Here is a 21,943-nt window from a genome sequence, read left to right as displayed (position 1 = left end):
GGTAGGCTTGCCTCAGATGAGGGACGTGGTGCTTCGCTTGGTGACCTCACATCGTCCCTGTTGTACAGTTCGAGAAAAGCAACCTTGAATGAAAATTAGGCAGCGTCGCAATCCCCATTTGGGGACAAAAGAATCCTTGCGAAGATGCTAAGTGATTGGCGCGACGGGCGCAGGTGGAGCGGCGAATCTCCCAGGCAAAGTCCTGGAACCGCTCGGCGACATCCGGCGGGGATTTGCCCCGCCGCCGATCTCGCCACAATTTGGCGAGCCAGCGGCTCAGGCGAGGGCACTCGCTTATCAGCTGCCTACACTCACAAGTAGTAGACGACCGCGCGTTCGTTTTTACGACGGCTGCGGGCCGTCATAGCCTTCGATGATGATGAGATCGGCAACCGAGTGCGGCTGGCGCACCTTGATGTTGGCCTGGTACTCCGGCGAGTTGTAGCAGGCGAGCGCGGTCTCGTAGTCCGGGAATTCAATCACGACGTTGCGGGTGCGGCTGGCGCCTTCGACGGTGGTGAACTTGCCGGCGCGGACGACGAAGCGGCCGCCCCATTTCTTGAAGATCGGACCGTTGGCGACGGCGTAGGGCTTGTAGCCCTCGTCACTGCTCACGTCGACACGCCCGATCCAGTAGCCCTTTGCCATTGTTCTCTCCCTTGTTGATTAGCTGAGCGCTTGCACGATCTCGGCCTGGATTGCATCGGCCGCCGCCTTGGGATCGGACGCCTCGAGTATCGGCCGTCCGACGACGAGATAGTCGGCGCCCGCCGCGATCGCACGACCCGGCGTCATGACGCGCTTCTGGTCGCCGGTCGGTGCGCCCGCCGGACGGATGCCAGGCGTGACGAGGCTCATCTGATGACCGACGATCTTGCGCAAGGCACCCACCTCTTCCGGCGAGCAGACGAGCCCATCGATGCCGAGCACCTGTGCCTGCTGTGCGCGCGCTTCGACCAGCTCGGAGACGCCGAGCCGATATCCGGCCGCGTGCAGGTCGTCGTCATTGTATGAGGTCAGCACCGTGACCGCGAGAATCTTCAAGCTCGATCCGCCACGCCCGTCGACCGCCGCCTTCATGGTCTGCGGATAGGCGTGGACGGTGAGGAAGGTCGCCCCCAGCCTGGCGACACTCTCGACACCGCGCATCACGGTGTTGCCGATGTCGTGCATCTTGAGATCGGCAAACACTTTCTTGCCCCTGTCGGCGAGCTTGCCGATCAGCGGCAGGCCGCCGGCATAGGCGAGCTGATAGCCGATCTTGTAGAACGTGACGCTGTCGCCGAGCCTTGCGACCATCGCCTCGGCAGCCTCCGGGCTCGACACATCGAGCGGAACGATCAGGCGGTCCTTGGGGGCGATCTCGGCTGGCGTCATGTCACCTCACATCATGCGTTGGGAAACGTCGATCAACTGCGCTACCAGCTCCTTCAACGCGGCGATATCGCCCTCATTCTTCAGCCTGTCCATATCGTCATAGGCCTGGTCGGCAAAGGCGAGCGTGAGCTGGCTGGCAATCACATTGGCGTGGCACGAGGAGAGGATCAGCCGTAAGGCCTGGAGCGCGCGGGCGGCACCAAGCCGGCTCTGCGAGGCGCCGGCGAGCGCGAAGACGCGGTTGCGGAACACCTCGCCGCGCGCCTCGTGCAGCTCGTGCACGCGGCTGACCCAGTCGATCGCGTTCTTGAGAAGCGGCGGCACCGAGGCGTTGTATTCGGGCGAGACGATGAGGACGCCGTGATGGGCGCCGATCATGCGCTTGAGATTGATGGCGTGCTTGGGCACGCCGGATTTGGCCTGGAGATCGCCGTCGTAGATCGGCAGCGGAAAATCGGCCAGCGAGATGCGGGTGACGTCGACGCCAGCCTGAGCGAATTCATACGCGGCGACCGCTGCCAGCTTCGCATTGTGCGAGCCGGTGCGCAGCGAGCCGGGAATGATCAGGATCTTGGGCGCGGACATCGAGCGGCGAACTCCGTTCCACCTCTCCCGCCTGCGGGGGAGGTCGGCGCGCGAAGCGCGGCGGGAGGGGGCTTTCTCCAATCGGAGAGTATCTCCATCACGGAGACAACCCCCACCCCAACCCTCCCCCGCAAGCGGGAGAGGGAGCGCGCCACCATTGTGGCGACAGACTAGTCCTTGCGATACACCCAGACGCGGGCCGGCGGAAGGTTCATCCAGATCCGTTCCGAGGCCTCTGTGGACACGCCGTGCAGCGATTTCGGGATCGGCGGCACCACCGCATAGGTGAACTGGATGAAGGGCGCGCCGGGCGCGAGCGCGGCGAAGGCGTCGCGAATGAGCCGCAGCCGCGTCAGCATCGGTTTCGTGACGAGCGGCAGGCCCGAGACGACCGCGCTAGCCGGCGCGCTCAAGACATTCCAGAGCGTGTCGCGGAGGCGATAGGCATCGCCCTGCACCACCTTGGCTTGTGGGTAGCGGTCGCGCAGCAGCGCGCAGAAGCCGGGATTGTATTCGACGAGGACGAGACGCTTCTGGTCGACACCGCGCTCGATCAGCGCGGAGGTGATGGCGCCGGTGCCGGGTCCGAGCTCGACCACCGGTGCGTCCGAATCGACATCGACGTAATGAGCCATGGTCCGCGCCAGCAGCTTGCCTGACGGCATGACCGCGCCCATGTGCAGTGGCTTTTCGATCCACGACCTGAGAAAGCGCACCTCGTCATCGAGTCGAGGCTTCTTCAACGCACGCGCGGACGATGGCAATGGCATGTTGGGACCGGACGGGACCGCGGGACCGCGGCGTGTCAGAAAATGGTCATAAAGACGTATAGGTCGAAGGCGGTACGGTCAAGACGAGTCAACTCGCCCGATTACCGAAGAAATCCTTGACCTTGGCGAAGAAACCCTCGGATTCCGGCTGGGTGTTGCCGGAGGAGAGCTTGTCGAACTCGGCCAGCAATTCCTGCTGCTTCTTGGTGAGATTCTGCGGGGTCTCGACCACGACCTGAACATACATGTCGCCCATCTGTCGCGAGCGCAGCACCGGCATACCCTTTGATGCAATGCGGAATCGGCGGCCCGACTGGGTTCCGGCGGGCACCTTCACCTTGGTCTTGGCCTTCTCGATCGTCGGCACCTCGAATTCGCCGCCGAGCGCGGCCGTCACCATCGAGATCGGCACGCGGCAATGCAGATCGGCGCCGTCGCGTTGGAAGAACTGGTGCTGGGCCAGCGACAGGAAGATGTAGAGGTCGCCGGGCGGGCCGCCGCGAACCCCGGCCTCGCCCTCGCCGGCGAGCCTGATCCGTGTGCCGTCCTCGACGCCTTGCGGAATGTTGACCGATAGCGTGCGCTCGCGGGTGACCCGGCCCTGTCCCGCGCAGGACGGGCAGGCGTCCTCGATCATCTGGCCGCGCCCCTGGCAGCCGGGACAGGTCCGCTCCAGCGTGAAGAAGCCCTGCGACTGCCGCACGCGGCCGGCGCCGCCGCAGGTCGAGCAGGTCTTCGGCTTGGTGCCGGCCTTGGCACCGATGCCCGAGCAGGCCTCGCAGGTGACCGAGACCGGGATCTCGATCTGTGCGGTCTTGCCGCCGAAAGCTTCCTCGAGGGTGATTTCCATGTTGTAGCGCAGGTCGGCGCCGCGCTCGCGGCCGCCGCGGCCGCGCTGTCCGGCCATGCCGAACAGGTCTTCAAAAATGTCCGAGAAGGAGGAGGCGAAGCCCGCACCGAAGCCGGCGCCGCCGCCAAAGCCGCCGCCCTGCTCGAAGGCGGCGTGGCCGTAACGGTCATAGGCGGCGCGCTTGTCCTTGTCCTTCAGGACCTCGTACGCCTCGTTGATTTCCTTGAACTTGACTTCGCTGGTCTCATCCCCGGGATTGCGGTCGGGGTGGAATTTCATCGCCAGCTTGCGGAATGACGATTTCAGCCTGGATTCGTCGGCATCACGTTCGACTTCGAGGGTCTCGTAATAGCAGCGCTTGGTGGACGTGGACATGCTGAGCTCGGTCTATCCAATCGCGATTCAAGTTGGGGCGAAACAACGTTGCCACGCAACGATATAGGCGCCCTTCGACCTTGCGGCAGAGGGCAGCAGGGCAGCGCTGAGAATAACGGCTGGGAATTGATCGATCATTGTGGGCGCCTTGCCCGCCCGCCCCGACACGACGGCCTCCCCCGCGAAGGAGGAGGCCGGCACTGCGTGTGGGGTCCAAGCCGTCCGCATCATCACCCTCTCGGGGTTCAGGCGGACTTCTTGTTGTTCTTGTCGTCGTCGACTTCGGTGAACTCCGCATCGACGACGTCGTCCTTGGCCGCATCCTTCTTGGCGTCGGCCTCGGCCTGCTGCTTGTACATGGCCTCGCCGAGCTTCATCGAAGCCTGCGCCAGCGTCTGCGTTTTGGCCTTGATCGCCTCGGCATCGTCGCCCTTCAGCGCTTCCTTGAGGTCGCTGACGGCATCCTCGATGGCGCGGCGCTCGCTCTCGGCGACCTTCGAACCGTGCTCGGCCAGCGCCTTCTCGGTCGAATGCACCAGGCCGTCGGCCTCGTTCTTGGCGGTCACGGCCTCGCGGCGCTTCTTGTCCGCCTCGGCATTGGCCTCGGCGTCCTTGACCATCTTCTCGATGTCGGCTTCCGACAGACCACCCGAGGCCTGGATGCGGATCTGCTGCTCCTTGCCCGTGGCCTTGTCCTTGGCCGAGACGTTGACGATGCCGTTCGCGTCGATGTCGAAGGTCACCTCGATCTGCGGCATGCCGCGCGGAGCCGGCGGGATGCCCATCAGGTCGAACTGGCCGAGCATCTTGTTGTCGGCCGCCATTTCACGCTCGCCCTGGAAGACCCGGATGGTGACGGCATTCTGATTGTCTTCAGCCGTCGAGAACACCTGGCTCTTCTTGGTCGGGATCGTGGTGTTGCGGTCGATGATGCGGGTGAACACGCCGCCCAGCGTCTCGATGCCCAGCGACAGCGGGGTCACGTCGAGCAGCAGCACGTCCTTGACGTCGCCCTGGAGCACGCCGGCCTGGATCGCGGCGCCGATCGCCACGACTTCGTCCGGGTTGACGCCCTTGTGCGGCTCCTTGCCGAACAGCTGCTTCACGACTTCCTGGACCTTCGGCATGCGCGACATGCCGCCGACCAGCACGACCTCGCCGATCTCACCGGCGGTAACGCCGGCATCCTTCAGCGCCTTGCGGCAGGGCTCGACCGTCTTCTGGATGAGGTCGTCGACCAGCGCCTCGAACTTGGCGCGGGTGAGCTTCATCGTCAGATGCTTCGGGCCGGTCTGGTCCGCGGTGATGAACGGCAGGTTGATCTCGGTCTGCGTCGTCGAGGACAGCTCGATCTTGGCCTTCTCAGCGGCTTCCTTCAGGCGCTGCAACGCGAGCTTGTCGTTGCGCAGGTTGATGCCCTGCTCCTTCTGGAACTCGTCGGCCAGATAGCCCACGAGGCGCATGTCGAAGTCTTCGCCACCGAGGAAGGTGTCGCCGTTGGTCGACTTCACCTCGAACACGCCGTCGCCGATTTCGAGAATGGAGATATCGAAGGTGCCGCCGCCGAGGTCGTACACGGCGATGGTGCCGGCCTTGGTCTTGTCGAGGCCATAGGCGAGCGCGGCCGCGGTCGGCTCGTTGATGATGCGCAGCACTTCGAGGCCCGCGATCTTGCCGGCGTCCTTGGTCGCCTGGCGCTGGGCGTCGTTGAAGTAGGCGGGAACGGTGATGACGGCCTGATCGACCTTCTGACCGAGATGGGCTTCCGCGGTCTCCTTCATCTTCTGCAAGATGAACGCCGAGACCTGCGAGGGCGAGTAGGTCTGGCCGTCGGCCTCGACCCAGGCGTCGCCGTTGGAGGCTTTCACGATCTTGTACGGGACAAGCTTCTTGTCCTTCTCGACCATCGGGTCGTCGTAGCGGCGGCCGATGAGGCGCTTCACTGCGAAGAAGGTGCGCTCGGGATTGGTGACGGCCTGGCGCTTGGCCGGCTGGCCGACGAGGCGCTCGCCGTCATCCGTCACGGCGACGATCGAAGGCGTCGTGCGCATGCCTTCGGAATTCTCGATGACTTTCGCGTTCTTGCCATCCATCACGGCGACGCACGAATTCGTGGTGCCGAGGTCGATCCCAATGACCTTTCCCATGGTCCTGATACCCTTCTTTTTGCGGCAGGTTGGCTGGGCCCAGAAGGCACCCGAACCGAAACCCCCTAAGATCAAACATCCGCGATATTGCGATGATTGAGGCTCATATAGGAGGGGGGGAGGGGCCCGCAAGGACCGAAGCTACGTTTCTGCCGCGAAAACATCGGGTTTTGAAAGATGATGTCCGGGCTCCGCCGCCCTTGCGGGTGAGGAATTATTAACAGGTTCGGGCCTCGGCAAGCCCCCGCTGGCCGCGACAGGCCCGGCCCTGTTGCGGCAAGGCCAAACCCGCTAAAAGGCGAACCGGCCGGACAGCCGGCGTAGCTGCTTCGCGCGACAAAGCGGCCCGGCGGCCGACCATCGAACGGCCTCAATGTGAACCAATCAGAGTGCCCATGAAGCTGATCCGCCCCCTCGCCGCGCTGGCCCTCCTCGCCGCCTCCGCGTTTCCGGCCCTCGCCGCCGACGCCGTTTTCCCACCTGGCTTGCGCCTCGGCATGGTGCCGTTGATCGGCCTCAGCACGGCCAAGACCTTTCCGGGCTTCGAGAGCGAGGATGGCAGCGTCAAGGTGCTGGTCACCGAACTGCCGCCGGCGGCCTATGGCGAGGTCGTTAGCGCCTTCAATTCCAATCCCGCCGGGACCAATGGCGTCACACAAGACAAGATCGAGAGCCCCGCAGGCCTCGCCTATTTCACCACCGAAAGCGGCAAGGCCGGCGATACCCCGGTGAAGCGCTATTCGATGATCGTGCCCGGCGCCGGCTTCTCCGGCTATGTCGCGGTGCAGATCCCGGAGAATGCGACCAAGATCTACACGGATGAAGCGGTGCGGCAGATGTTTGCGAGCGCCGTCACCCGCAGGCAGGTCTCGGCTGAAGAGCAGATCGCGCTGATGCCGTTCAAGATCACCGATCTCGCCAACTTCAAGGACATCCGAACGCTCGCGCCGGGCAGCAGCATCATCCTCGCCGACGGCGATGAGAGCACGGGTTACGAGTCGAAGCCGTTCATGATTCTCGGCGTGATCGGCGCTACCCCGCAAGCCGCCGACGACCGCGCCCGCTTCGCCCAGGAGGCGGCGCTCCAGATTCCCGGCGTGCGCGAGTCGCGCATCACCATGTCCGAGCCGATTCGCATCAACGGCCAGCAGGGTTTCGAGACCCGGATCGACGGCGTCAGCGGCAAGGACAAGATCCCTGTGACCGTGGTGCAGTGGATCCGCTTCTCAACTGGCGGCGCATCATTGCGCATCATCGCCAGCGCCCCACGCGACCAGTGGCTGCCCGCCTTCACCCGCTTCCGCGCCGTCCGCGACGGCATCCAGCCGAAGGGATAGCTTGCATCCGCAAGCGAGATGCGCTCCCTCCTTCGCTCGAGGAGCGCGCTTGTTCGCGCGCGCCTCGAAGGATGAAGGCCGAGCCGCAACTGCCGGGGCCTACATGGTTCGAGACGGCGCTTGGCGCCTCCTCACCATGAGGATCGATCAGTTCGGCGCGCCGTTCGATTCATTGTTGTTGGCGGCGGGGGCTGCCTTCGCACCGCCCTTGGCGACACCGACCAGCGCCGGGCGCAGCACGCGCTCGCCGATGGTGTAGCCGGCCTGCACGACCTGCACCACGGTGCCCGACGGCACCGACGCATCGGGCACTTCGAACATCGCCTGCTGGAAGTTCGGGTCGAACTTCTGGCCCTGCGGATCGAATTTCTTCACGCCGTGCTTTTCCAGCGCGTTGAGCAGCGAGCGCTCGGTGAGCTCGACGCCCTCGATCAGCGAGGTCAGGCCGGGATCGGCCGCGGCACGCGCTTCGGCCGGAACGGCATCGAGCGCGCGCTGAAGATTGTCGGCGATGTCGAGCACGTCGCGGGCAAAACCGGTGATGCCGTAGAGACGGGCGTCGGCGACCTCCTTGGTGGTGCGCTTGCGCAGATTCTCCATCTCGGCCAGCGTCCGCAGCATGCGGTCACGCGCCTCGGCGGCTTCCTTCTGCAACGTCTCGACCGAGCCGGGCTCGGGATCGTCAGGCATGATGTAGGGCTTTGACACCACGGGCTCGGGCGTCGGCGCGGTCGTGTCTTCGGGTTGCCGGTCTCGATCGGTCATCGGCTCTAATCTCGAACTCGTTTCCAGGGATTGTTGGCCCGGATATCGTGCCTAAGCTCACGAAAATCAAGCGCCCGTGATCGGGGGAGGCGCCGGTCAGCCCCCCAGAAGGCGGCTGACGATGCGGGCGGCGTAGTCCACGGTCGTGATCACGCGGGCATAATTCAACCGCGTCGGGCCGATCACCCCGAGAACGCCGACGATGTGGCCGGCGGCATCCCGATAGGGCGAGATGATGGTGGAGGACCCCGACAGCGAGAACAGCTTGTTCTCGCTGCCGATGAAGATGCGCACACCCTCCGCCGTTTCGGCGCGGCCGAGCAGGTCGATCACGCCGCGCTTGGTCTCGAGGTCGTCGAACAACAGGCGAACGCGCTCCAGATCCTCCAGCGCATGCAGATCTTCAAGCAGATTGGCATGGCCGCGGACGATCAGCTGGCGATCCTCGTTCTCGCCGCCGGACCAGCTGGCGATGCCGGCCGAGATCACCTTCTGCGTCAGCTGATCGAGCTCGGCACGGGCCTCTCCAAGTGCCGTCTCGAGCTCGAGGCGCGCCTCGGCAAGCGTGCGGCCGCGGATCCGCGCATTGAGGAAATTGCCGGCCTCGGTGAGCGCAGAGGAGGGAACCCCGGGCGGCAGCGCCAGCACGCGGTTTTCGACCTGCCCGTCCTCGCCGACGAGGATCACCAGCGCTTTCTCCGGTTCCAGGCGCACGAATTCGATGTGCTTCAGCCGCGCATTGGATTTTGGCGTCAACACCACAGCGGCGGCCCGGGTCAGGCCGGAGAGCCGCATCAAGGCCTGGTCCAGCGCCGCCTCGACCGACTGCGCCTCGCCGACGGAGGCAAGCTGGCTCTGGATCGACTGCCGCTCGGCCTCGTTGAGGTCGCCGACCTGCATCAGGGCATCGACGAAGAAGCGCAGGCCGAGTTCCGTCGGCAACCGCCCGGCCGAGGTGTGCGGGGCATAGATCAAGCCGAGCTGTTCCAGATCGGACATGACGTTACGGACCGACGCCGGCGACAGCGGCATGGCGATCAGGCGGGAAATGTTGCGCGAGCCGACAGGCTCGCCGGTCGCGAGATAGCTTTCGACAATTTGACGAAAAATATCGCGGGAACGCTCGTTGAGCTGGGCGAGGCCTGCGCGCGGCGCGATCAGATGGATCGGATCGTGATGGGCCACAGACGGTAACTCCTCTCAGATACTCGTAATTTGTCTATCCCAGACCCTTCTGACAAGCGTGGCGTTTGCGGCCGCGAAATCAGGGGGTGAAAAAGCCTTGCCGCCCATCCCCGCCCCACCTACAAGCACCCGCGAACAGCCTTTTCCCGTGAGTTTTGGAGGATTTCCCATGCGGCCAAGCCGCCGTGCGCCCGACGAATTGCGCCCCGTGACGCTGGAGCGCGGCGTGGTGAAGTATGCGGAAGGTTCGTGCCTGGTGAAATTCGGCGACACCCATGTGCTGGTCACCGCCACGCTGGAGGACCGCCTGCCGCCGTGGCTGAAGGGCCAGGGCCGCGGCTGGGTCACCGCCGAATACGGCATGCTGCCGCGCGCGACCTCGGAACGGACCCGCCGCGAGGCCTCCGCCGGCAAGCAGAGCGGCCGCACCGTCGAGATCCAGCGCCTGATCGGCCGCTCGCTCCGCACCATCATCAATCTCGAAGCGCTCGGCGAGCGCCAGATCACGGTCGATTGCGACGTGCTTCAGGCCGACGGCGGCACGCGCACGGCCTCGATCACGGGGGCCTGGGTCGCGCTCGCCGATTGCGTCAACTGGATGAAGGCGCGCAACATGGTCAAGGCCAACGTGCTGCGCGACAACGTCGCCGCGATCTCCTGCGGCATCTACAACGGCACGCCGGTGCTCGATCTCGACTACGCCGAGGATTCCGAGGCCGAGACCGATGCCAATTTCGTCATGACCGGCGATGGCCGCATCATCGAGGTGCAGGGCACCGCGGAACGCGAGCCGTTCACCGAAGCCGAGCTCCTGGCGCTGATGGCGCTGGCCCGCAAGGGCGTCGCGCGTCTGGTGGACTTGCAGAAACTGGCTGTGGCGTAGTCAATAGGCCATGCACCGCCGAATCACGGACAGGCTCGTCATCGCCACCCATAATCCCGGCAAGCTCGCCGAGATGCGGGAGCTGCTTGCGCCGTACGGCATCGAGGCGGTGTCGGCAGGAGAGCTCGGCCTGTCCGAGCCGGACGAGACCGGCACCGATTTCCGCAGCAACGCCGCCATCAAGGCAATCGCGGCGGCGCAAGCAGCAAGGCTACCCGCCTTCGCCGACGATTCCGGCATCGTCGTCGACGCGCTCGACGGCGCGCCCGGCATCTACAGCGCGCGCTGGGCCGGCCCCTCCAAGGATTTCAACGCGGCGATGGCGCAGATCGAGCGCCTGTTGCAGGAGCGCGGCGCCTCCACGCCGGACAAGCGCAAAGCGCACTTCGTCTCGGCGCTCTGCGTCGCCTGGCCCGACGATCATCTCGAACAGGTCGAGGCGCGCGTCGACGGCACGCTGGTCTGGCCGCCGCGCGGGAATGCCGGCTTCGGCTACGACCCGATGTTCCTGCCCGACGGCCACAACCGCACCTTCGGCGAGATGGAGAGCATCGAGAAGCACGGCCTGCCGCCGCTTGGCCTCGGCCTGTCGCACCGCGCCCGCGCCTTCGTGAAACTGGCGGAGATCTGCCTTGAGCCGCGCTAGAGCGTTTTCGAGCGAAGTGGACACCGGTTCGCGCCGGGAAAACGCGTCAAAACAAGAATCCGAAGCCTTCGGCGTCTACGTGCACTGGCCATTCTGCCTGTCGAAATGTCCCTATTGCGACTTCAACAGCCACGTTCGCCACGCCGCGATCGACGAGGCGCGCTTCGCTTCCGCCTTTGCGCGCGAGATCGCAACCACCGCCGAGCGCGCGCCCGGGCGTGAGGTCACCTCGATCTTCCTCGGCGGCGGCACGCCGTCTTTGATGCAGCCCGCAACGGTCGGCGCCGTGCTCGATGCGATCGGCAAGCACTGGACCGTCGCAGGCGACGTCGAGGTCACGCTGGAAGCGAACCCGACCAGCGTCGAGGCCACGCGCTTCGCCGGCTATCGTACCGCCGGCGTCAACCGCGTCTCGCTCGGCGTGCAGGCACTCGACGACGCCTCGCTGAAGGCGCTCGGCCGCATGCACAGCGCGCGCGAGGCGCTCGATGCGGTCGCCATCGCACGCCGCTCGTTCGACCGCTATTCGTTCGACCTGATCTACGCCCGTCCCGACCAGACGCCGGCGATGTGGGCCGACGAACTGCGTCTTGCGATCGATGAAGCGGCCGAGCATCTGTCGCTCTATCAATTGACGATCGAGGAAGGCACGCCGTTCTTCGGCCTGCACCAGGCCGGCAAATTGAAGACGCCGGATGAAGCGGTCGCGCGCGCGCTCTACGACGTCACGCAGGAGACCTGCGACAGGCTGGGTCTGCCCGCCTACGAGATCTCCAATCACGCCCGGCGCGGCGCCGAGTGCCGGCACAATCTGGTATACTGGCGCGGCGAGGAATATGCCGGCATCGGCCCCGGCGCGCACGGCCGCCTCGACATCGACGGCGTGCGCCACGCCACCGCCACCGAGAAGCGTCCCGAGGCCTGGCTGCTGCGCGTCGAGACCAACGGCCACGGTATCGTCACCGACGAGCGCCTCAACAGCGAGGAGCGCGCCGACGAATTCCTGCTGATGGGATTGCGCCTTGCCGAGGGCATCGACCCCGAGCGCTACACCGCCCTCTCCGGCCGCCCGCTCGACCCCCGCCGCATCGCGCTGCTGCGCGAGGAAGGCGCGATCACGGTCGATGCGACCGGACGGCTGCGCGTAACCAGCAGCGGATTTCCGGTGCTGGATGCGGTGGTCGCGGATCTGGCGGCGTAGCGAGATCTTGTAGGGTGGGCAAAGGCGCACTTGCGCCGTGCCCACCATCTCTCTCGATCGCAAAAAATGCGTGGGCACGCTTCGCTTTGCCCACCCTACGGCACCGTCGTCCTGAGCTACGCCCCAAAGCTCTTCGGCGAGCCCGCGACCGCAACGCCGCCACCCTGCGTCACCTTCATCACCGCGAGCCCGCGCTCGTTGGTGCCGTCTGCGCGGAAGCGGAACAGGCCGTCGATGCCGGCGAAGCCCGAAGGGTTGGTGAGCACGTCCGGCGAGAAGCGCGTGGGACCTTGCGTGCGCGCCAGCGCGGCGACGAGGGCGACCGCGTCGTAGGCCAATGTCGCCGTGCGCACCGGCTCGCCGCCATATTTGGTGCGATAGCGGCCGGAGAAGGCGCGAAAGCCGGCCGGGTCGGGCGCGGCGTAGAGGCCGCCCTGCAGCGCGGCGCTGGCATAGACGCGCGGATTGTCCCACAGGCCGGTGCCGAGCAGCTGGATGTTGCGCAGGTTCGCGCCTGCGGCCGTCATCGCATCCGCCACCGACACGACGGCATCGCCGTCATCGGCAATGAACAGCGCATCCGCGCTGCCGAGCTGCTGCGCCACGGTGCGTGCCGGCGTGGCGCGATCGGCGCCGTATTTCTCGAAGGCGACGATCCGCCCGCCGCGCCGCGGCACCGCCGCCTTCACCGCCGCTTCGACGACATTGCCATAGGCGTTGTCGGGCACCAGCACGGCAACGGAGCGCTTTCCGATGCTGGCGGAATAGTCGACGATGCGGTTGACGTCCGACTCCGGCAGGAACGAGAGCAGATAGACGCCGCGTCCGGCGATGCTGGAATCGGTCGAGAAGGCGATGACGGAAATGCCGCGCGTGCGCGCGACCTGCGCCACCGCCGGCACCGACTGCGCGAACAGTGGCCCGAGGATGATCTCGGCGCCTTCGTCGACCGCCTGCTGCGCGCCGGTTTGTGCGCCTTGCGGGCTGCCATTGTCGTCCTTGATCAGGAGCTGGATGTTCGGATTCTGGAACTCGGCCAGCGCCATCTCGGCGGCGTTGCGCATGGATTGCGCGGCAAGGCCGGCATTGCCGGCGGCCGAAAGCGGCAGGATCAGACCGACCTTCACGCCGCCGGTGCCGGCGGTCGTCGCCTGTTGCGGGGGACCTGCCGGCTGGGCCGGCGGCGCGGAGCTCGAGAACGGGTTGGAGAACTGGCTGAGACTTTGCTGCACGCCGGCGCAGGCCGACAGCACGGGCGCACCGAGCAGCAGGCCGAGCGCACTCCGGCGGGTCGCGCCCGACGATCGGGACACCGGAACGGAAGATCTTGGATGACGCGGGCCCACCATGGCAGCTTCTCTTTTGACTGGCCGTCGCCGGCCGGTCACGACATTCCTTCCGCGACACAGGCCGCGGATTCAGGCATATTGTCGGCAAACAGTTAACCAAAACAAAAGGATAACAGCCGCTTAACGCGACCGCCCTCCCGTCCCGGCAGCCGTTCGCCGTCGCTCATCCAGCATCAAGGCGGCGTTTCCGTCGTGAATATGGCGCGATGTCCCTCATTCCCTCTCGACGTGATCCTGACCGATCACATTCCCGTCCGTTCCTCGCCCCCTCACCTGGGCACGATCTTGGGCACGAACTTTTTCGACCACCCGGTTCCCAGCCCTGCGGATCGTGCCTAAGTTGGCTTCATTATGCGCGCAAAGCCGGCCCCGATAAATACGTCTGAAGCTCAAGACGCCGCCTCTCGCGGTTTCTCCATCGATGCCCATCGGCTCACGGCGCCGAAGGCCGCGCCGGGTCTCTATCTGGTCGCGACACCCATCGGCAATCTCGGCGACGTCACCCTGCGGGCGCTTCAGACGCTCGCCGGCGTCGATGTCATCGCCTGCGAGGACACCCGCATCACGCGCCGCCTGACCGAGCGCTATGCGATCGCTGCAACGCTCAAGCAATATCACGAGCACAATGCGGAAGCGGCGCGTCCGAAGATTCTCGAGGCGCTGGCGCAAGGCGGCTCGGTCGCGCTGGTGTCGGACGCCGGCACGCCACTGATCTCCGATCCCGGCTTCAAGCTGGTGCGCGAGGTCTGCGCCGCCGGCCATCCGGTGCACGCGCTGCCCGGCCCGTCCTCGGTGCTGGCAGCTCTGTCCGTCGCCGCGCTGCCGACCGACCGCTTCTTCTTCGAGGGTTTCCTGCCGGCGAAATCCGCGGCCCGCCGCGCACGCCTGGCCGAGCTTGCGCGCATCGACGCGACGCTGGTGATGTTCGAGTCGGGCAACCGGATGCAGGCCACCTTGGACGATCTCGCCGAGATCATGGGCGAACGCGAGGCCGCGGTCTGCCGCGAGCTGACGAAGTTGCACGAGGAGGTCAGGCGTGCGCCGCTCGCCGAGCTCGCGCGGCAAGCCGATGCGCCCGAGACGCGCGGCGAGTTCGTTCTGGTGATCGGCCCGCCCGCAGCGGACGCCGACGTGCTGGCATCGGAAGCGCTGGACGGGCTCTTGCGCGAGCAGCTTGCCGCAAACAGCGTCAAGGATGCCGTGGCGCATGCGGTCGCACTGTCGGGCCGGCCGCGCCGCGAGGTCTATGCCCGCGCGCTCGCGCTCGCAAAGGATCTTCGGGGCGGCGATGGCGAAGACTGAGATCCCCAGGGAACCGAAGGTTGCCTCGCCCGAGCGCGTCGCCGCGTTCCGCACCGGCATTTCCGCGGAGAGCCGCGCCGCGGCCTATCTGATGGCCAAGGGCTACCGCATCCTCGCCAAGCGCTACCGCACCCCGCATGGCGAGATCGACATCGTGGCGCGCCGCCGCAACCTGATCGCTTTCGTGGAGGTCAAGGCGCGGGCGAGCCTGGACGATGCCGCTTTCGCGGTGACGCCGCGCCAGCAGCAGCGCATCATCGACGCCGCGCAAGGCTGGCTCGTAGCGCATCCCGAGCATGCCGAATTCGAATTGCGATTCGACGCCATGCTGATTGCGCCGCGCTCGCTTCCGCGCCATGTGTTGGCGGCATTCGACGCCTCGACCTGAAAGGCAGATCATGAAACTCAATGTCGCCGTCCAGATGGATCCCATCGCCCGCATCAACATCAAGGGCGATTCCACCTTTGCGCTGCTTCTGGAAGCGCAGAAGCGCGGCCATGGCCTGTCCTATTACACGCCCGACAAGCTCTCGATGGTCGGCGGAGAGCTGGTCGCGCCGGTTCAGCTCCTGACCGTGCGCGACGAGCCCGGCGACCACTTCACCTTGGGCGAGCCCAGGCGCGAAGCGCTGAACGGCTTTGACGTGGTGCTGCTCCGCCAGGACCCGCCGTTCGACCTCGCCTACATCACCTCGACACATTTCCTGGAGCGCATCCATCCGAAGACGCTGGTCGTCAACGATCCCGCCTCCGTGCGCAACGCGCCGGAGAAGCTGTTCGTGATGAATTTTCCGCAGCTGATGCCGCCGACGCTGATCTCGCGCGACCTCGATGAGATCAACGCGTTTCGCGACAAGTACGGCGCCGTCGTCATGAAGCCGCTGCACGGACATGGCGGCGCGGCGGTGTTCCGCGTGATGCCGCAGGACATGAATTTTGGCTCGCTGTTCGACATGTTCTCGGTGACGTTCAGGGAGCCCTGGGTGATCCAGCAATTCATCCCCGAGGTGAAGCACGGCGACAAGCGCATCATCCTGGTCGACGGCGAGTTCGCCGGCGCGGTGAACCGCGTGCCGGCCGCCGACGACCTCCGCTCCAACATGGTGCGCGGCGGCGCGGCCCAGGAGACCGAGCTCACCCCGCGCGAGCGCGAGATCTGCGCCACCGTCGGTCCGGCGCTGCGCGAGCGCGGCCTCCTGTTCGTCGGCATCGACGTCATCAACGGCAACCTCACCGAGATCAACGTCACCTCGCCGACCGGCATCCGCGCCATCTCGCGGCTCGGCGGCCCCGACGTCGCGGCGAGGATCTGGGACGTGATCGAGCGGAAGCGGAAGAAGTAGCGCTTTGCAATGATTGCGTTGGGGGGCCTGCAACCTCTCCCCGCCGTCGTCCCGGACAAGCGCAGCGAAGCGGAGCGCCGATCCGGGACCCGTAGCTACAGGGCGTGGTTTGGCGAAGACTCCTCGTTGGTACTTCTATTTTTCGCAACCGAGCGATCACGCGGTATGGGTCCCTGCGTTTGCAGGGACGACAGCGATTCTGTGGCGCGCCCCTGCGATCTCATTGGCATCCCGGTAGGCCGTCGCCATCCTCGTCGCTAACCACCCGTTCACCATGACGCCGCTCGCGTTCGTTCGAACGCAGGGGACGCACTGCGTGAAACTACGGAGCCGCTGGCCGATCGAATAACGCCGCGTTCACCATCCGCCCAAAACCAGCATCGCGGCCGGCCATCGCATTCGGCCTCGCAACACCCCTTATACTTTTGCTCCCTACTCATCGACGCGGGGGAACACGCAAAGTGCAGTTCGAGTGCCCCGCGTAAGAGTAGAGGCGCATGAACACCGCACGCATTGTCGTTCTCGTCATCGCACTGGGCGCCGGCGGCGTCGCTGCGTATCTGGCGAGCGGCTTCGACAACAACCCCGCGCCTGTCCTTCCCGTCGCCGAGAAGCTGCCGACGGTCGAGGTGCTCGTCGCGAAGAACGATATCCAGCTCGGACAGGCCGTAAAGCCCGATGATCTGCAATGGCAGGCCTGGCCGGCCGCGACTGCGAGCAGCGCCTTCATCCGCCGCGACGGCAGGCCCGACGCGCAGACCCAGATCGCCGGCTCGATCGCACGCGTGCCGTTGATGCAGGGCGAGCCGATCCGCGAGCAGAAGCTGGTCAGGGCCGAAGGCTCCGGCTTCATGGCCGCGATCCTGCCGTCCGGGATGCGCGCCGTCTCCACCGAGATTTCGGCCGAAACAGGCGCCGGCGGCTTCATCCTTCCGAATGACCGCGTCGACATCATCCTGACCCGCCGCCTGAAGAATCCCGACGGCAACAACGATGGTCCGACCGGCGGCAACGACCTCATCCTGTCCGAGGTCATTCTCATCAACATCCGCGTGCTCGCGATCGACCAGGCGCCGAAGGAAAAGGACGGCCAGAACGCCGTGCTCGGCAAGACCGTCACGCTCGAGCTCCGGCCCGACCAGGTCGCAACGCTCTCGGCCGCACGCCAGGGCGGCACGCTGACACTCGCGCTGCGCAGCATCGTCGATGCCAACGCAGTCGACGGCACGCCCGAGGACCAGGCGGTCAAGCGCCAGGGCGGCGTGAACGTGATCCGTTACGGCGTGCAGGCACGACAACTGACGTCACAGAAGTGATGGGGATAGCATGAGTTACCGGGGTGATCGGACGAGCCTGCGCATTCGGGGGAAGCGCGCGCGCTCGTTCCTGGCGGGGACGATGTTGATGCTGGGGCTGCTCGCGGCCTCTGACGTCGTCAGCGCTGCGGATGCGCCTGTTGGCGACCAGGCGCCGATGCAAGCGCCGGACCTCGGCGTGTCACCGGTCTCGACGGTGGCGCCGGCGAGGACGCGATTCCTGTCGCTCGGCGTCGGCAAGTCCGTCGTCATCGACCTGCCGCGCGAGGTCAAGGACGTGCTCGTGGCCGACCCCAAGATCGCCAACGCGGTGGTCCGCTCGGCGCAGCGCGCCTACATCATCGGCGGCCAGGTCGGCCAGACCAACGTCGTGTTCTTCAGCGCCGACGGCCAGCAGGTCGCTTCCTACGACATCGCCGTGAAGCGCGATCTCAACGGCATGCGCACGGCGCTGCGCCAGTCCTTGCCGGGCGTGCAGATCGAAGGCGTCGGCGACAGCGTGATGCTGACCGGCTCGGTGTCGAGCCCGGTCGAGGCCCAGCAGGCCGGCGACGTCGCCGCAAAACTCGTCGGCGGCCCGGACAAGGTCGTCAACAACATCGTCGTACGCGGCCGCGACCAGGTGATGCTCAAGGTCGTGGTCGGCGAAGTCCGCCGCGACATCGTCAAGCAGCTGGGCGTCGATCTCAGCGCCAGCCTGAACGCCGGCACGGCCGTGGTGAATTTCAACAATTCAAACCCGTTCCCGGTCTCGGGCGGGCCGATCGTCGGCAGCAACGGGCTCGGCGTCGCCGGCCTCTCCAACGGAGTCGCCACCGTCAGCGCCACGATGCGGGCGATGGAAAGTGCCGGTGTCATGCGAACGCTGGCCGAGCCGAGCCTGACCGCGATCTCCGGCGAATCCGCCACGTTCGTTGCCGGCGGCGAGTTCCCGATCCCCGCAGGCTACACCTGCGATCCGGTTACCCGCTCCTGTGCCACCCAGGTCACCTATAAGAAGTTCGGCATCTCCCTGAACTTCACCCCGGTCGTGCTCAGCGAGGGTCGCATCAGCCTGCGCGTGATGACCGAGGTCTCGGAGCTGTCGAACACGAACTCGATCACGTTGACGCAGGCGGTCTCTGCGACAACGAACAACTCGATCACCATTCCCTCGATCCAGACCCGCCGCGCCGAGACGACGCTGGAAATCCCTTCGGGCGGTTCGATGGCCATGGCCGGCCTGATCCAGCAGCAGACCAAGCAGGCGATCAACGGCCTGCCCGGCGTCGACCAGGTGCCGATCATCGGCGCACTGTTCCGCAGCCGGGACTTCGTCAACAACGAGACCGAGCTGATGGTGATCGTGACGCCCTATGTGGTGCGTGCGGTCGCCCAGAAGGAATTGTCGCGGCCCGACGACGGCTTCGCGCCGGCCTCGGACGCGCAGACGGCGCTGCTCGGCCGCATGAACCGCCTCTATGGCATCGCGCGCCGGGTCGATCCGATCAACGGCGCGCCTGGTGATTTCGGCTTCATCATCGACTGAGACGAACGCGCGGCCTGGGGACCGGGGCAGGAATTGGGGCAGGAGGGGATGAGGCGATGACGAAGACGACAGCCGATCGACGTCGCAATCTGGGCGTGGTGCTGGCACTGGCGGGGATCTCCGTCATGCTGGGCGCCTGCAACACCACCGGCGAGATCGTCACCCAGACGGTGCCGACCGATTATCGCCAGCGTCACCCGATCGCGGTGCAGGAGGGCAAGCGCTCGATCGTGATCTTCGTCGGCAAGGCGAGAGGCGGCCTCTCGGCCGCACAGCATTCGGACGTCGTGGGCATCGCGCGGGACTGGGTGCGCGAAGGCACCGGCTCCGTCGTCGTCGACGTGCCCACCGACACGACGAATTCGCGCGCGGCTGCTGCGACCTATCAGGAAATCCGGTCCGTGCTCGCGTCCGGCGGCGTGCCGTCGCGTGCCATCGTCCAGCATCCCTACCGCCCCGAGGATCCCGGGCTGCTGCCCACCATCCGCCTGAGCTATTCGAAGATCGCGGCCGTCGCCGGCCCCTGCGGGCTGTGGCCGGAAGACGTCGGCCCCTCCATCCTCGATCCCGGCTACAACGAGAACCGGCCCTACTTCAATCTGGGCTGCGCCAGCCAGCGCAATCTCGCGGCCATGATCGACAACCCGGCCGATCTCGAGCAGCCGCGCGCCGAGACGCCCGCCTATACCGCACGGCGCAACATCGCCTTCGACCGTTACCGCAAGGGCACGCCGACCGCGACGCCCTCACCCGAATCCGACAAGGCCAAACTCAGCGACACCGGCAGATGACAAGCTTCGACGACGACGAATCGGACGATCCACGGCACCCCGAGGAACACATTGCACCGGTTCCTCGTATTTCGGTGCAGGCTTTTTGCGAGACCGAGCAGACGCTCAAGGCGGTGTCCGCGGCGGGCGAGGATCGCCGGCTCGCCAAGGCCCACCTCACCGTCAAGGACGGCGGCCTAGCGGCGGCGATCGAGGTCTATGAATCGATGCCGACGCCCAATGTGATCGTCATCGAGTCCGACGGCACGCGCGACATCCTCGAGGGCCTGGACGACCTCGCCGGCGTCTGCGATCCCGGCACCCGCGTGGTCGTGATCGGCAATCCCAACGACACCGCGCCCTATCGCGAGCTGGTGCGCCGCGGCGTCAACGACTACGTGGTCGGCCCGGTCGAGACGCTCGACGTCGTTCGCTCGATCTGCAGCCTGTTCTCGGCTTCCGAGGCCATCATCACCGGCCGCGTCATCGCTGTGGTCGGCGCCAAGGGCGGCGTCGGCGCGTCCACCGTCGCGCACAATGTAGCCTGGACCATCGCCCGAGACCTCGCGCTCGATTCGGTCGTGATCGATCTCGACCTCGCCTTCGGCACGGCGGGCCTCGACTACAACCAGGATCCGGTGCAGGGCATCGCCAATGCGGTGCTGTCGCAGGACCGGCCGGACACGGCGCTGATGGAGCGCCTGCTCGCCAAATGCACCGATCGCCTCAGCCTGCTGGCGGCGCCGGCTGCGCTCGACCGCGTCTATGATTTCGGTGCCGAAGCCTTCGATGCGGTGTTCGACACGCTGCGCATGACCACCCCCTGCATCGTGCTCGACGTTCCCCATCAATGGTCCGGCTGGACGCGGCGCGCGCTGGTGAATGCCGACGACATCGTGATCGTGGCCGAGCCCGATCTCGCGAACCTGCGCAACACCAAGAACATGCTGACCGTGCTGAAGGCGGCACGCCCCAATGATCGCCCGCCGCTGTACTGCCTCAACCAGGTCGGCATGCACAAGCGCGCGGAGATCGAGGTCAAGGCGTTTGCCAAGACCATGGAGAGCCAGCCGATCGCGGTGATCCCGTTCGATTCGAAACTGTTCTCGACCGCGGCCAATAACGGCCAGATGATCGCGGAGGTCTCCAAGACCCACCGCACCACGCTTCTGTTCCAGAACATGGCGAACCGCCTCGCCGGCCGCGGCGAGGTGAAGAAGCCGAAGCGCTCGCTGCTCGAGCCGCTCCTGAAAAAGCTGAAGGGCAGGTCGGGGCGCGGATCAGCCCCGCATCGCAAGGCGTCGTAGCGGCAGATGCGTTTTCGAGCGCAGTGGATACCGCGTCGCGTCACGAAAACGCGGCAAAACAAGAAGCTGGAAAGAGCGGGCTACTTGTCCGCCCGCTGCTGCTTCCTCGCCAGCAGCTGCCGCAGCGCCGTGACCTTTTCCGCCGCCTGATCGGGCGGCAGATCGGCCTTCACGAGGATTTCGGCCTCGGCCTCGCGGCCTTGCAATCCCAGCACGAGCGCGAGATTGGCGCGGACCCGTGCATCATTCTGATTGCGCTGATAAGCGCGGCCGAGCACCTGTTCGGCCTTCGGCAGATTGTTTTGCAGCATATAGGACAGGCCGAGATTGGACAGCACGGTCGGCTCGTTCGGCACGATCTTCAACGCCGCGGCGTAATATTGCTGCGCCTCCTCGTTGCGGCCGAGCTGATCGAGCGCCGCGCCCTGCGCCGACAGGATACGCCAGTCCGGATCTTCCGGCGCATGCGCACGGCTGAGGACGTCGAAGGCCTGCTGGAAATTGCCGTTGTCGGCAAGCGCGCGGCCATAGCCGGCGAGCAGCGCCTTGTTGCTGGGATGGCCGAGCACGGCCTGCTCCAGCACCGCGACGGCTTGCGCGCGCTGACCGGACTCGCGCAGCGCCTTGCCGTAGGCGAGCGCGACACCGGGATCGCCGGGCCTGGCGCGATAGCGCTCGCGAAGCGCGTCCATGTCGGACTTGGTGTCGGCCCTGCCGACCGGTTCCGACTTGGCGCCGAGCGCGCCGGTGACATCGTCGATGCCGGCTGTCTGGCAGCCACCGAGGCCGAGCACCAGGAGCGCGGGAAGCAGGAATCTCGCCGGTGCGGCGAGGGACGAACGCTTGGACATACTCTGATCACTCGGCAACTGATCAGAGATGCTGACCCATTAACGCTAAAGTCCCG

Annotated in this window: 21 protein-coding genes; 11 read left to right on the top strand and 10 right to left on the bottom strand. The window is 66.1% G+C overall.

What is annotated here, in order from left to right; genetic code table 11:
• Positions 1 to 342 precede the first annotated feature (342 nt).
• The 6 genes from ABIA42_RS33615 to dnaK all read right to left on the bottom strand — a co-directional run bounded on the left by ABIA42_RS33615 (position 343) and on the right by dnaK (position 6,104).
• Complete coding sequence (locus ABIA42_RS33615) at positions 343 to 648, bottom strand: DUF1330 domain-containing protein (RefSeq protein ID WP_124162040.1); 306 nt, start codon at positions 646 to 648, stop codon at positions 343 to 345.
• Positions 649 to 666: 18 nt separating this feature from the next.
• Entirely contained in the window at positions 667 to 1,377 is a 711-nt protein-coding gene (pyrF, locus tag ABIA42_RS33610; protein WP_271528778.1) for an orotidine-5'-phosphate decarboxylase, read from the bottom strand.
• Positions 1,378 to 1,383: 6 nt separating this feature from the next.
• Positions 1,384 to 1,962 (bottom strand): NADPH-dependent FMN reductase, encoded by a 579-nt coding sequence (locus tag ABIA42_RS33605; protein WP_271528779.1) that lies wholly within the window; start codon positions 1,960 to 1,962, stop codon positions 1,384 to 1,386.
• A 170-nt stretch (positions 1,963 to 2,132) separates the two neighbouring features.
• A complete protein-coding gene (locus ABIA42_RS33600; RefSeq protein WP_271528780.1) occupies positions 2,133 to 2,732 on the bottom strand; it encodes a class I SAM-dependent methyltransferase in 600 nt (199 codons plus the stop codon).
• 88 nt (positions 2,733 to 2,820) lie between these two features.
• On the bottom strand, positions 2,821 to 3,957 hold the full coding sequence (gene dnaJ / locus ABIA42_RS33595; RefSeq protein ID WP_271528781.1) for a molecular chaperone DnaJ: 1,137 nt from the start codon (positions 3,955 to 3,957) through the stop codon (positions 2,821 to 2,823).
• A 245-nt stretch (positions 3,958 to 4,202) separates the two neighbouring features.
• Positions 4,203 to 6,104 (bottom strand): molecular chaperone DnaK, encoded by a 1,902-nt coding sequence (dnaK, locus tag ABIA42_RS33590; RefSeq protein WP_025033017.1) that lies wholly within the window; start codon positions 6,102 to 6,104, stop codon positions 4,203 to 4,205.
• A 395-nt stretch (positions 6,105 to 6,499) separates the two neighbouring features.
• Between dnaK and ABIA42_RS33585 the strand changes: the two genes are divergently transcribed.
• Complete coding sequence (locus ABIA42_RS33585; protein ID WP_271528782.1) at positions 6,500 to 7,441, top strand: hypothetical protein; 942 nt, start codon at positions 6,500 to 6,502, stop codon at positions 7,439 to 7,441.
• Positions 7,442 to 7,588: 147 nt separating this feature from the next.
• Here the strand turns inward: ABIA42_RS33585 and grpE are convergent, their stop codons facing one another.
• Positions 7,589 to 8,206, bottom strand: coding sequence for a nucleotide exchange factor GrpE (gene grpE / locus ABIA42_RS33580; RefSeq protein WP_028178944.1), 618 nt, complete (start codon positions 8,204 to 8,206; stop codon positions 7,589 to 7,591).
• Between the two features lie 96 nt (positions 8,207 to 8,302).
• Positions 8,303 to 9,391, bottom strand: a complete 1,089-nt coding sequence (gene hrcA / locus ABIA42_RS33575) for a heat-inducible transcriptional repressor HrcA (RefSeq protein ID WP_370117094.1) — start codon at positions 9,389 to 9,391, stop codon at positions 8,303 to 8,305.
• Between the two features lie 169 nt (positions 9,392 to 9,560).
• On the opposite strand from hrcA, the gene rph reads away from it, so the two are divergent.
• From rph to hemW, 3 genes are read left to right on the top strand one after another with little or no spacing between them, the layout of a single operon-like run.
• Positions 9,561 to 10,274 carry a ribonuclease PH gene (rph, locus tag ABIA42_RS33570; RefSeq protein WP_028178946.1) on the top strand — a complete coding sequence of 238 codons (714 nt, stop codon included), beginning with the start codon at positions 9,561 to 9,563 and terminating at the stop codon, positions 10,272 to 10,274.
• A gap of 10 nt (positions 10,275 to 10,284) precedes the next feature.
• Complete coding sequence (rdgB, locus tag ABIA42_RS33565; RefSeq protein WP_271528786.1) at positions 10,285 to 10,920, top strand: RdgB/HAM1 family non-canonical purine NTP pyrophosphatase; 636 nt, start codon at positions 10,285 to 10,287, stop codon at positions 10,918 to 10,920.
• 16 nt (positions 10,921 to 10,936) lie between these two features.
• Positions 10,937 to 12,121: a radical SAM family heme chaperone HemW gene (gene hemW, locus ABIA42_RS33560; RefSeq protein ID WP_370123786.1), complete on the top strand. Its 1,185-nt coding sequence runs from the start codon at positions 10,937 to 10,939 to the stop codon at positions 12,119 to 12,121.
• 116 nt (positions 12,122 to 12,237) lie between these two features.
• Here the strand turns inward: hemW and ABIA42_RS33555 are convergent, their stop codons facing one another.
• Positions 12,238 to 13,470 (bottom strand): penicillin-binding protein activator, encoded by a 1,233-nt coding sequence (locus ABIA42_RS33555; protein WP_370117098.1) that lies wholly within the window; start codon positions 13,468 to 13,470, stop codon positions 12,238 to 12,240.
• Positions 13,471 to 13,821: 351 nt separating this feature from the next.
• Here ABIA42_RS33555 and rsmI point away from each other — a divergent pair, with 351 nt between their 5' ends.
• The 7 genes from rsmI to ABIA42_RS33520 all read left to right on the top strand — a co-directional run bounded on the left by rsmI (position 13,822) and on the right by ABIA42_RS33520 (position 21,036).
• A complete protein-coding gene (gene rsmI / locus ABIA42_RS33550; protein WP_370117101.1) occupies positions 13,822 to 14,772 on the top strand; it encodes a 16S rRNA (cytidine(1402)-2'-O)-methyltransferase in 951 nt (316 codons plus the stop codon).
• Positions 14,759 to 15,160: a YraN family protein gene (locus ABIA42_RS33545; RefSeq protein ID WP_028178952.1), complete on the top strand. Its 402-nt coding sequence runs from the start codon at positions 14,759 to 14,761 to the stop codon at positions 15,158 to 15,160. The genes rsmI and ABIA42_RS33545 overlap by 14 nt, the downstream gene beginning before the upstream one ends.
• Positions 15,161 to 15,170: 10 nt before the next feature.
• Positions 15,171 to 16,115, top strand: coding sequence for a glutathione synthase (gshB, locus tag ABIA42_RS33540; RefSeq protein WP_370117105.1), 945 nt, complete (start codon positions 15,171 to 15,173; stop codon positions 16,113 to 16,115).
• Between the two features lie 497 nt (positions 16,116 to 16,612).
• Positions 16,613 to 17,431 carry a Flp pilus assembly protein CpaB gene (cpaB, locus tag ABIA42_RS33535; RefSeq protein ID WP_370117108.1) on the top strand — a complete coding sequence of 273 codons (819 nt, stop codon included), beginning with the start codon at positions 16,613 to 16,615 and terminating at the stop codon, positions 17,429 to 17,431.
• A gap of 10 nt (positions 17,432 to 17,441) precedes the next feature.
• Complete coding sequence (locus tag ABIA42_RS33530) at positions 17,442 to 18,959, top strand: type II and III secretion system protein family protein (RefSeq protein ID WP_271528791.1); 1,518 nt, start codon at positions 17,442 to 17,444, stop codon at positions 18,957 to 18,959.
• A gap of 56 nt (positions 18,960 to 19,015) precedes the next feature.
• Complete coding sequence (locus ABIA42_RS33525; protein WP_271528792.1) at positions 19,016 to 19,750, top strand: CpaD family pilus assembly protein; 735 nt, start codon at positions 19,016 to 19,018, stop codon at positions 19,748 to 19,750.
• The gene (locus ABIA42_RS33520; protein ID WP_271528793.1) at positions 19,747 to 21,036 is read left to right on the top strand and encodes an AAA family ATPase; all 1,290 of its coding nucleotides are present in this window, start codon (positions 19,747 to 19,749) and stop codon (positions 21,034 to 21,036) included. Before ABIA42_RS33525 ends, ABIA42_RS33520 begins: the two co-directional genes overlap by 4 nt.
• 80 nt (positions 21,037 to 21,116) lie before the next feature.
• Here the strand turns inward: ABIA42_RS33520 and ABIA42_RS33515 are convergent, their stop codons facing one another.
• On the bottom strand, positions 21,117 to 21,887 hold the full coding sequence (locus ABIA42_RS33515; protein WP_271528794.1) for a tetratricopeptide repeat protein: 771 nt from the start codon (positions 21,885 to 21,887) through the stop codon (positions 21,117 to 21,119).
• Positions 21,888 to 21,943: the final 56 nt, after the last annotated feature.

Source organism: Bradyrhizobium sp. USDA 327 (assembly GCF_041262065.1).
Lineage (GTDB): Bacteria > Pseudomonadota > Alphaproteobacteria > Rhizobiales > Xanthobacteraceae > Bradyrhizobium > Bradyrhizobium liaoningense.
This window is presented reverse-complemented; position numbering and strand designations above follow the sequence as displayed.

Excerpts from the sequence above, each read along its gene's own strand:
- ABIA42_RS33615 (WP_124162040.1), bottom strand. The coding sequence starts at position 648 with ATGGCAAAGGGCTACTGGATCGGGCGTGTCGACGTGAGCAGTGACGAG.
- pyrF (WP_271528778.1), bottom strand. The coding sequence starts at position 1,377 with ATGACGCCAGCCGAGATCGCCCCCAAGGACCGCCTGATCGTTCCGCTC.
- ABIA42_RS33605 (WP_271528779.1), bottom strand. The coding sequence starts at position 1,962 with ATGTCCGCGCCCAAGATCCTGATCATTCCCGGCTCGCTGCGCACCGGC.
- ABIA42_RS33600 (WP_271528780.1), bottom strand. The coding sequence starts at position 2,732 with ATGCCATTGCCATCGTCCGCGCGTGCGTTGAAGAAGCCTCGACTCGAT.
- dnaJ (WP_271528781.1), bottom strand. The coding sequence starts at position 3,957 with ATGTCCACGTCCACCAAGCGCTGCTATTACGAGACCCTCGAAGTCGAA.
- dnaK (WP_025033017.1), bottom strand. The coding sequence starts at position 6,104 with ATGGGAAAGGTCATTGGGATCGACCTCGGCACCACGAATTCGTGCGTC.
- ABIA42_RS33585 (WP_271528782.1), top strand. The coding sequence starts at position 6,500 with ATGAAGCTGATCCGCCCCCTCGCCGCGCTGGCCCTCCTCGCCGCCTCC.
- grpE (WP_028178944.1), bottom strand. The coding sequence starts at position 8,206 with ATGACCGATCGAGACCGGCAACCCGAAGACACGACCGCGCCGACGCCC.
- rph (WP_028178946.1), top strand. The coding sequence starts at position 9,561 with ATGCGGCCAAGCCGCCGTGCGCCCGACGAATTGCGCCCCGTGACGCTG.
- rdgB (WP_271528786.1), top strand. The coding sequence starts at position 10,285 with ATGCACCGCCGAATCACGGACAGGCTCGTCATCGCCACCCATAATCCC.
- ABIA42_RS33555 (WP_370117098.1), bottom strand. The coding sequence starts at position 13,470 with ATGGTGGGCCCGCGTCATCCAAGATCTTCCGTTCCGGTGTCCCGATCG.
- rsmI (WP_370117101.1), top strand. The coding sequence starts at position 13,822 with ATGCGCGCAAAGCCGGCCCCGATAAATACGTCTGAAGCTCAAGACGCC.
- ABIA42_RS33545 (WP_028178952.1), top strand. The coding sequence starts at position 14,759 with ATGGCGAAGACTGAGATCCCCAGGGAACCGAAGGTTGCCTCGCCCGAG.
- gshB (WP_370117105.1), top strand. The coding sequence starts at position 15,171 with ATGAAACTCAATGTCGCCGTCCAGATGGATCCCATCGCCCGCATCAAC.
- cpaB (WP_370117108.1), top strand. The coding sequence starts at position 16,613 with ATGAACACCGCACGCATTGTCGTTCTCGTCATCGCACTGGGCGCCGGC.
- ABIA42_RS33530 (WP_271528791.1), top strand. The coding sequence starts at position 17,442 with ATGAGTTACCGGGGTGATCGGACGAGCCTGCGCATTCGGGGGAAGCGC.
- ABIA42_RS33525 (WP_271528792.1), top strand. The coding sequence starts at position 19,016 with ATGACGAAGACGACAGCCGATCGACGTCGCAATCTGGGCGTGGTGCTG.
- ABIA42_RS33520 (WP_271528793.1), top strand. The coding sequence starts at position 19,747 with ATGACAAGCTTCGACGACGACGAATCGGACGATCCACGGCACCCCGAG.
- ABIA42_RS33515 (WP_271528794.1), bottom strand. The coding sequence starts at position 21,887 with ATGTCCAAGCGTTCGTCCCTCGCCGCACCGGCGAGATTCCTGCTTCCC.